The 7,025-nt window shown below is 68.4% G+C and carries 9 protein-coding genes and 1 pseudogene; 5 read left to right on the top strand and 5 right to left on the bottom strand.

Going from position 1 to position 7,025, the window contains the following annotated elements; genetic code table 11:
- Both EPO41_RS15215 and yajC read right to left on the bottom strand, forming a co-directional pair.
- Nucleotides 1–187 (bottom strand): annotated as a pseudogene (locus EPO41_RS15215) (protein translocase subunit SecD); the annotation flags it as partial.
- A gap of 25 nt (nt 188–212) precedes the next feature.
- Nucleotides 213–647: a preprotein translocase subunit YajC gene (gene yajC, locus EPO41_RS15210; protein ID WP_296326593.1), complete on the bottom strand. Its 435-nt coding sequence runs from the start codon at nt 645–647 to the stop codon at nt 213–215.
- A gap of 118 nt (nt 648–765) precedes the next feature.
- Between yajC and EPO41_RS15205 the strand changes: the two genes are divergently transcribed.
- Both EPO41_RS15205 and EPO41_RS15200 read left to right on the top strand, forming a co-directional pair.
- Entirely contained in the window at nt 766–1,629 is an 864-nt protein-coding gene (locus EPO41_RS15205; protein ID WP_296326591.1) for an ATP-binding protein, read from the top strand.
- Between the two features lie 16 nt (nt 1,630–1,645).
- Nucleotides 1,646–2,236 carry a pyridoxamine 5'-phosphate oxidase family protein gene (locus EPO41_RS15200; protein WP_296326589.1) on the top strand — a complete coding sequence of 197 codons (591 nt, stop codon included), beginning with the start codon at nt 1,646–1,648 and terminating at the stop codon, nt 2,234–2,236.
- A 31-nt stretch (nt 2,237–2,267) separates the two neighbouring features.
- Here the strand turns inward: EPO41_RS15200 and EPO41_RS15195 are convergent, their stop codons facing one another.
- Entirely contained in the window at nt 2,268–2,915 is a 648-nt protein-coding gene (locus EPO41_RS15195; RefSeq protein ID WP_296326587.1) for a cell envelope biogenesis protein TolA, read from the bottom strand.
- Between the two features lie 240 nt (nt 2,916–3,155).
- Between EPO41_RS15195 and EPO41_RS15190 the strand changes: the two genes are divergently transcribed.
- Genes EPO41_RS15190 through EPO41_RS15180 form a run of 3 tightly spaced genes read left to right on the top strand, consistent with a single transcriptional unit; the run spans nt 3,156 to nt 5,180 of the window.
- Nucleotides 3,156–3,620 carry an Rrf2 family transcriptional regulator gene (locus tag EPO41_RS15190; RefSeq protein WP_296326585.1) on the top strand — a complete coding sequence of 155 codons (465 nt, stop codon included), beginning with the start codon at nt 3,156–3,158 and terminating at the stop codon, nt 3,618–3,620.
- Nucleotides 3,610–4,506: an NAD(P)/FAD-dependent oxidoreductase gene (locus tag EPO41_RS15185; RefSeq protein ID WP_296326583.1), complete on the top strand. Its 897-nt coding sequence runs from the start codon at nt 3,610–3,612 to the stop codon at nt 4,504–4,506. The genes EPO41_RS15190 and EPO41_RS15185 overlap by 11 nt, the downstream gene beginning before the upstream one ends.
- On the top strand, nt 4,503–5,180 hold the full coding sequence (locus tag EPO41_RS15180; protein WP_296326581.1) for a class I SAM-dependent methyltransferase: 678 nt from the start codon (nt 4,503–4,505) through the stop codon (nt 5,178–5,180). Before EPO41_RS15185 ends, EPO41_RS15180 begins: the two co-directional genes overlap by 4 nt.
- Nucleotides 5,181–5,189: 9 nt before the next feature.
- Here EPO41_RS15180 and EPO41_RS15175 read toward each other — a convergent pair whose 3' ends face one another.
- Complete coding sequence (locus EPO41_RS15175) at nt 5,190–5,585, bottom strand: response regulator (protein ID WP_296326579.1); 396 nt, start codon at nt 5,583–5,585, stop codon at nt 5,190–5,192.
- 135 nt (nt 5,586–5,720) lie between these two features.
- Entirely contained in the window at nt 5,721–6,893 is a 1,173-nt protein-coding gene (locus EPO41_RS15170) for a histidine kinase dimerization/phosphoacceptor domain -containing protein (RefSeq protein ID WP_296326577.1), read from the bottom strand.
- Nucleotides 6,894–7,025 lie beyond the last annotated feature (132 nt).

Genomic DNA, 7,025 nt, shown 5'->3' with positions numbered 1-7,025 from the left:
GGTCGGCTTCCAGCAGGAAATGCGCACCGCCGCGCAGGTCGAGACCGAGATTGATGCGGCTGTTCGCATACCAGTGCGGCATGTGATCCAGCACGCTGGCCGGCAGCAGATTCGGCAGCGCGAACAACGCCGACAGCAGCGTGATGCCGGCAATGACGATGGTCTGCCAGCGCGGAAGGTTGAGCATTCCGACCTAGATCCTCTCCGCCTCGTTACTTCTTGGGGCCGCCGCCGAACAGGCTGCCCAGCAGGCTCTTGCGCTCCGCGGCGGGGGCCGGCGGCGGCAGCATGGGCTTGTCGTCTTCTTCGCTGCTGTCCTTCGGGCCGCGCACCGATTCGCCGCGCGTCAGGATGTCCGTGATGGTCTGCTTGATGATGCGAACCCGCACGCCCTCGGCAAGTTCCACCTGGACCTCGTTGTCGGAGATCACCTTGGTGACCAGGCCGATGATGCCGCCGCCGGTGACGACGCGATCGCCGCGCTTCACGCCGGCCAGCATCTCGCGCTGGGCGCGCACCTTGGCCTGCTGCGGACGGATCAGCAGGAAGTAGAAGACGACGAAGATGAGGACCAGCGGGAAGAGCTGGACGAGGAAATCCCCGCCACCGCCACCAGCGCCCTGCGCCCACGCCTGCGAAATGAACATCTTCTGCTCCCGAATCTTCCGGCCGTCGAAAAAGCGCGCGGACTATAGCGGTCCCGCCCCGCTTTGCAATGTAAGCGGGGGGCGATATGGTCGCCCCCCTTTTCTGCGGCCGGCGACGATGGATCAAGACCTTAAAGCCACTATTTCACGCATTGCGGCAGCGCTCGACCGCCTGGCGCCCCCTCTTCCTGCCGGCGCCGACATCAATGCGGCCGAAGCCTATGTCTGGCATGCGGCCGGCCACCGTCTCGAGGCGGTCCCCAGGGTCAACCGCGTGAACCTCGATCTCCTGGTCGGAATCGACCGCCAGAAGGAGACCCTGGTCGAGAATACGAGGCGCTTCGCCAAGGGCCTGCCGGCCAACAATGCGCTGCTCTGGGGCTCGCGCGGCGCGGGCAAGAGCTCGATCGTGAAGGCGGTGCACGCCCACGTGAACCGCGAGATGGGCGGCCCGCCCGGCCCGCTCGCACTGGTCGAGATCCATCGCGAGGACATCCCCTCCCTGCCCGCGCTGCTCACCATGATCCGCGATTCGAGACGTCGCTTCATCGTCTTCTGCGACGACCTCTCGTTCGACGGGCAGGACGCCGCCTACAAGTCGCTGAAGGCCGTGCTCGACGGCGGCATCGAGGGCCGGCCGGACAACGTCGTGTTCTATGCGACGTCGAACCGGCGCCACCTGATGCCGCGCGACATGATCGAGAACGAGCGCTCGACGGCGATCAATCCGTCGGAAGCCGTCGAAGAGAAGGTCTCGCTGTCGGATCGCTTCGGCCTGTGGCTCGGCTTCCACAATGCCGACCAGGACACGTTCTTCGCGATGATCGAAGGCTATTGCGCGTTCTACGGCCTCGATGTCCCGAAGGACGAGCTTCGCAAGCAGGCGGTCGAATGGGCGATCACGCGCGGTTCGCGCTCGGGCCGCGTCGCCTGGCAGTTCATCCAGGAAACCGCCGGCCGGCTGGGCAAGAAGCTGGGGTAACGATGGAGCGGCTGGGATGAGCGATCCCGAAGACGTGATGTTCTCGGCCGCGGTGAAGGCGGAGCAGACGCGTCTCGGATCGCGCACCCAGTTCGAGGGCCGGACCTGGAACACGGAGATCACCGACGATCTCCGCCGCTTCCTCGGCGTCATCGATACCTTCTTCTTCGCGACGGCCAGCGCCGACGGCCGACCTTATATTCAGCATCGCGGCGGGCCGCCGGGTTTCCTGAAGCCCATCGGCACCCACACGCTGGCCTTCGCCGATTTCGCGGGCAACCAGCAGTACATCTCGCTCGGCCATCTGCGCGAGAACGACCGCGCGCACATCTTCGTGCTGCACTTCGCCACCCAGCAGCGGCTGAAACTGTGGGGGCGGGCGAGGATCGTCGAAGGCGACCTCGAACTGATGGAGCGCCTGGTCGACCCGACCTATCGCGCGCGTCCGCAGCGGGCGATCGCCTTCACCATCGAGGCCTGGGACATCAACTGCCGCCAGCACATCGTCCCCCGCTACAGCGAGGCCGAGATCGCACCCGCCGTCGACAACCTCGCCCGGCGCATCAAGGAACTCGAAGAGGAAGTGGCCCGGTTGAAGGGCCGGTAGCGGGGCGCCAGGACGGCGTCAGACCGCGACGTCAGAGCGGCCGCAGGTGACGCGGCACCCGCGCCTCGCGCAACCTCTCTTCGAGCGTCTCCCGCTCGCGGCGCCAGCGGCCGGCCTCGCGATCGGCCCTCGTGTCCAGCGCCGCGCGGGCCTGCTCTATCTCCGCGACGGTCGCCTCATGGCGCGCCTCGGCCTTTTCGAGCGCCGCCGTGGCGGCGGCCATGGCGCGATCCCGCCGCGCCGCCTCCTTGCGCCGGGCGGCCGCCTCCTGCCGCTCCCGGCGTTCGCGCCGCTCGCGCTCCTTCTCGAAGGCGCGCGCGGCCGCGCGTTCATCGCGGGGGCTCCGCGGCTTCTGCGGGGCGGGCTTCGGCTTGGATGCCGCGGCCCTGGATTTGGCCGCCTTCGGCTTCTTCGCGACCCGGCCCTCGAACGGCGCCTCCGACGCCTCGGCTTCTTCCCGGAAGGGCTGGTCGGTGCCGACCGGCCGCCGCAGCACCACCCCCGGCCGCGCCATCGTGGCTTTCACGATCGCCGCCTCGTCGGTCTGCCGGGCGAAGCCCTGGTGGAACAGGTTGGCCCCGGCGCCCCAGGCTTCGAGCGCCGCCTTCATCGACGGAGCCGACACCGCGAGATCGAAGAACCCCGCCGAGGTCGTGAAGGCCTTGAGCTTCCGCGCCATCCCTCCGTTCCCTCCCGAAGCCGCAGGAACGCCTGCGGGCGAGCGCCGGTTGCCGGGACCAGCACGCCAAGGGAGGTACCATGCTACCTGCGCCGGAATCCGCCTTTTTCGATTCGTTTGTTTCGCTTATTTCGCTTGTTTCGTTTATTTTCCAAAATTCAGAGCGTTTTCAATGGCTTGGCAGATGAGATTGCCGGGCAGGGCTTGAAAGCGGACGACACACGTAACATATCAAGTTCCATGAGAAAAGACAACCGGCTTTCGGGCGTGCTGCACGTCCTGCTGCACATGGCGGAGCATCCGGGGCCGATGACGTCGGAGATGTTGGCGCGCGCCATGGGGACCAATCCGGTGGTGATCCGCCGGCTGATGGCGGGCCTGCGCGAGCGCGGGTTCGTCCAATCGGAAAAGGGCCACGGCGGCGGCTGGACGATCGCCTGCGATCTTCGCGCCGTGACCCTGCTCGACGTCTACGAAGCGCTCGGGCGGCCCGGGCTGCTGGCCACGGGCAACCGTACCGAGGCGCCCGGCTGTCTCGTCGAGCAGGCGGTGAACGCCGCCCTCGGCGACGCCTTCGACGAGGCCGAGGCGCTGCTGCTCCGGCGCTTCGGCGCCCTCACCCTGGCGGCGCTGAGCGCCGACTTTCACGAACGCCTCGCCCGACGCGGCGGGTCGACCGACCTGGAGAAGAACCATGCAGCATGACGCCGTCATCGTCGGAGGCGCCTTTGCCGGCCTCGCCGCCGCCACCTACCTCGCCCGCGCGCGCCGCCGCGTGTGCGTCGTCGACGCGGGCCAGCCGCGCAACCGCTTCGCCGAGGCCTCGCATGGTTTCCTGGGGTCGGACGGCAGCGATCCGTCGTCGATCCTGGCCCGGGCGCGGGCGCAGCTCGCGGCCTATCCAAGCGTCACCTTCGTCGAGGGCGAAGCCTCGGGTGCGAGCGTGCGCGGCGACGGCTTCGCCGTCGCGCTGGCGGGCGGCGAGGAGATCGCGGCGCGCAAGGCAATCCTCGCCTTCGGGCTGCGCGACGCGCTGGACCCGATCCCGGGCCTGAAGGAACGCTGGGGCCGCACGGTGCTGCATTGTCCCTACTGTCACGGTTTCGAATTCAGCGACCGCCCGCTGGGCGTGCTCTATCGCACGCCCATGTCGGTCCATCAGGCCTGCCTGGTCGCCGAATGGGGGCCGACGACCCTGTTCCTGAACGGCGCGGCGATCGACTCCGAGAGCGCGGGACGGCTTGCGCGGCACGTTGTGACGGTAGAACCCCGCAAGGTGGCGCGTCTGGTCGGCGACGGCGGCGCCTTGTCCGGAATCGAGTTCGAGGACGGCCGCGTGCGTGCCCTCGCCGCACTCTACGTCGCACCGCAATCGTGCCTGGCCAGCCCGATCGCCGGGCAGCTCGGGGCGGCGATCGACGAGGGGCCGGCGGGCCCGATCATCCGGACGGATGCCGACAGAATGACGAGCGTGCCCGGCCTCTATGCCGCGGGCGACATCGCCCGCGCGCCGCACAGCGTCAGCTGGGCGGTGGCCGACGGCGTCACCGCTGGAACGTCGCTCCACCGCGCGCTCGTGTTCGGCGGATGAACGGGGCGCAGCCCTTCGCCGCGCCCGCGATGAACGCGGACTATGTCGCGAGCACGCCGCGCAAGGTGCCGGGCTACGCCGACCTGCACCGCATGGCGATGCTGCTGCTGGCGGAGCATGCGCCCTCGGCGGCGGACATTCTCGTCGTGGGTGCCGGCGGTGGCCTCGAACTGAAGGCGTTCGCCGAGGCGCAGCCGCGCTGGCGTTTCGTCGGCGTCGATCCGTCGGCCGGGATGCTCGACCTCGCGCGCCGCGTGCTGGGACCGCTCGCCGCGCGCGTCGATCTGCGTCAGGGCTTGGTCGACAGCGCGCCGCGGGGACCCTTCGACGGCGCGACCTGTCTGCTCACCCTGCACTTCCTGCAACGGGAGGAGCGCCTGCGCACGCTGCGGGAAATCCGCCGACGCCTGAAGCCGGGCGCACCGCTGGTCGTCGCCCATCACAGTATCCCCAATGGCGACGATGCGGTGGCATGGCTCGACCGATCGGTGGCCTTCGCCGACCGGGCGGGCGCCGACTTCGCCCGGTCGCGCCTCGCGGCGGCGAGGATGGCGGATCGCCTGCCGCTCCTGTCCGCCGACGAAGAGGTGGCGGTCCTGCGCGAGGCGGGGTTCTCCGACGTGGCTCTCTTCTACGCCGGCTTCACGTTCAGAGGCTGGGTCTCGCGGACTTGATCGCGGGATTCACGCGCCGGGCGTGCTGCTCGCGTTCAGGAGTTGCGAGACCGCGGTGATGACCTGAGCCGGCGCGAAGGGCTTGGGCACCAGGATACTGTTGGGCACGCCGAGCACGGGCCAGTCGTTGCTTTCGGAGCCGGTCATGTAGACCACCGGCATTTCGGGCTTCAGTTCGCGCGCATGCCGCGCCACGTCCCAGCCGGTGGTACTCGACCCGAGCTTGATGTCGGTGACGAGGGCCCGCACCGCCTCACCCTGCGCGTCGAGCGCGGCCATCGCCTCTTCGGCCGTGGCTGCGAGCAGCACCGCGTAGCCGCCATCCTCGAAAGATTCCTTCAACACGTCGCCGATCTCCGCCTGATCCTCTGCGATCAGCACGAGCACTGCTGTCTTGTTTTCCAACAAACACCCCCCTGGCTCGCGCTCCGGATTTCCGGATGCCGCCGGCCTGCCCGACACGGCACTAGAACGACTGAAACACTCGGTTAGTTCCCGTACGGAAGGGCGAATGCCGAAACGCCGCACGCGGCGACCGGTTCAGCCGATGATCGGGAAGGTGACAGACGTGGACGTGCCCTTTCGCGAACTCTCGATCGAGACCTGGCCGCCGATCTGCCGCGCCAGCGATTCGATCAGCTTCAGGCCCGAGCCGCTGGACTCGTGCTTCTCGAAACCGTTGCCGTCGTCGATGACGACCAGCCTTCCCTCGCCGAAACCGACCCCGGCCTGCAGTCGCACGAAAATGTGACCGGCCCGTCCGGCGAAGGCATGTTTCACGCTGTTCGTCACCGCCTCGTTGACAACGAGGCCCAGCGGCATGGCGCGCTCGATCGAAAGGGCGATCTCATCCGCCTCGATCTCGATCGCCACGTTCTCCACCTGCTGTTCGATCGAGGCGCAGAGCGCGCGGAGGTAGCCCGCCACGTCGACCGTCTGCGCATCCTGGCGCGGCGACAGCTGGTCGTGGGCGAGCGAGATCGCATGGATGCGGTTGGTGATGTGGTCGAGCGCGCGATGGGTCTCGCCCGGATCGAAGCGTCGCTTCTGCAGGCTGATCGAGGCAAGGATGAGCTGGAAGTTGTTCTTCACCCGGTGCTGCAGCTCGCGCAACAGAACCTCGCGGCGCCTGGCCTCCGCCGCCGCTTCCGCCAGCGCCGCCGACTCGCCGCCCGGCGACGTCCGGCGCTCCAGGGTCGAGCCGATGATCGCTCCGGCTGCGATCATGAACGAGAGCGTGTCGGCGCTGAAGTCGCGCGGCACCGTGCTGTCGACCTCGAGCACACCCCAGGCGGCACCGTCGGTGAGGATCGGCACGTTTGCCAGTGAGACGATGCCATGTTCCTTCAACATGTCGGACAGAACGAAGTCAGGCGCCTTCGAGCAGTCGGCGATGGAGACCGGCTCCGCGGTAAGATAGGCGCGGCCGGGCGGCGAGCGCAGGTCGGACGGAAACGTCACCACCCGCACCAGGCCCTTCTTCCAGCCGGTGCCGGCGACCATCAGCAGGTCGGCCGTCGCGGGACGGTACTGCATGATCTTGACGTGATGGATCTCGATCGCGCGGCCGACCTGCACGACCGCCTGGTCGAGGAAGCGTTCGGGCGTCCAACGCTGTCCGGCAAGCCGGCCCAGCTCGACCAGGATGCGGACGTGGCGGCGAAGCTTTTCGACATCCGTCGCCGCGGACGCCGGGGGCGGTTTGTCAGACATGGAGCCTGAACGCCCGACCGCGGCAAAGGTGCCCGCCTGTGCCCCCCGGCCTGTCGCATGTGCCCCAATCGCCCGTCGTTCCGACCGGAGCGAAGCGGAGTGGAGGGACCTTTCTTCCTCCATTTGACGGCT

It is taken from the genome of Reyranella sp. (assembly GCF_004297265.1).
GTDB lineage: Bacteria > Pseudomonadota > Alphaproteobacteria > Reyranellales > Reyranellaceae > Reyranella.
This window is presented reverse-complemented; position numbering and strand designations above follow the sequence as displayed.

Coding starts and splice junctions, on each gene's coding strand:
- yajC (WP_296326593.1), bottom strand. CDS start 647: ATGTTCATTTCGCAGGCGTGGGCGCAGGGCGCTGGTGGCGGTGGCGGG.
- EPO41_RS15205 (WP_296326591.1), top strand. CDS start 766: ATGGATCAAGACCTTAAAGCCACTATTTCACGCATTGCGGCAGCGCTC.
- EPO41_RS15200 (WP_296326589.1), top strand. CDS start 1,646: ATGAGCGATCCCGAAGACGTGATGTTCTCGGCCGCGGTGAAGGCGGAG.
- EPO41_RS15195 (WP_296326587.1), bottom strand. CDS start 2,915: ATGGCGCGGAAGCTCAAGGCCTTCACGACCTCGGCGGGGTTCTTCGAT.
- EPO41_RS15190 (WP_296326585.1), top strand. CDS start 3,156: ATGAGAAAAGACAACCGGCTTTCGGGCGTGCTGCACGTCCTGCTGCAC.
- EPO41_RS15185 (WP_296326583.1), top strand. CDS start 3,610: ATGCAGCATGACGCCGTCATCGTCGGAGGCGCCTTTGCCGGCCTCGCC.
- EPO41_RS15180 (WP_296326581.1), top strand. CDS start 4,503: ATGAACGGGGCGCAGCCCTTCGCCGCGCCCGCGATGAACGCGGACTAT.
- EPO41_RS15170 (WP_296326577.1), bottom strand. CDS start 6,893: ATGTCTGACAAACCGCCCCCGGCGTCCGCGGCGACGGATGTCGAAAAG.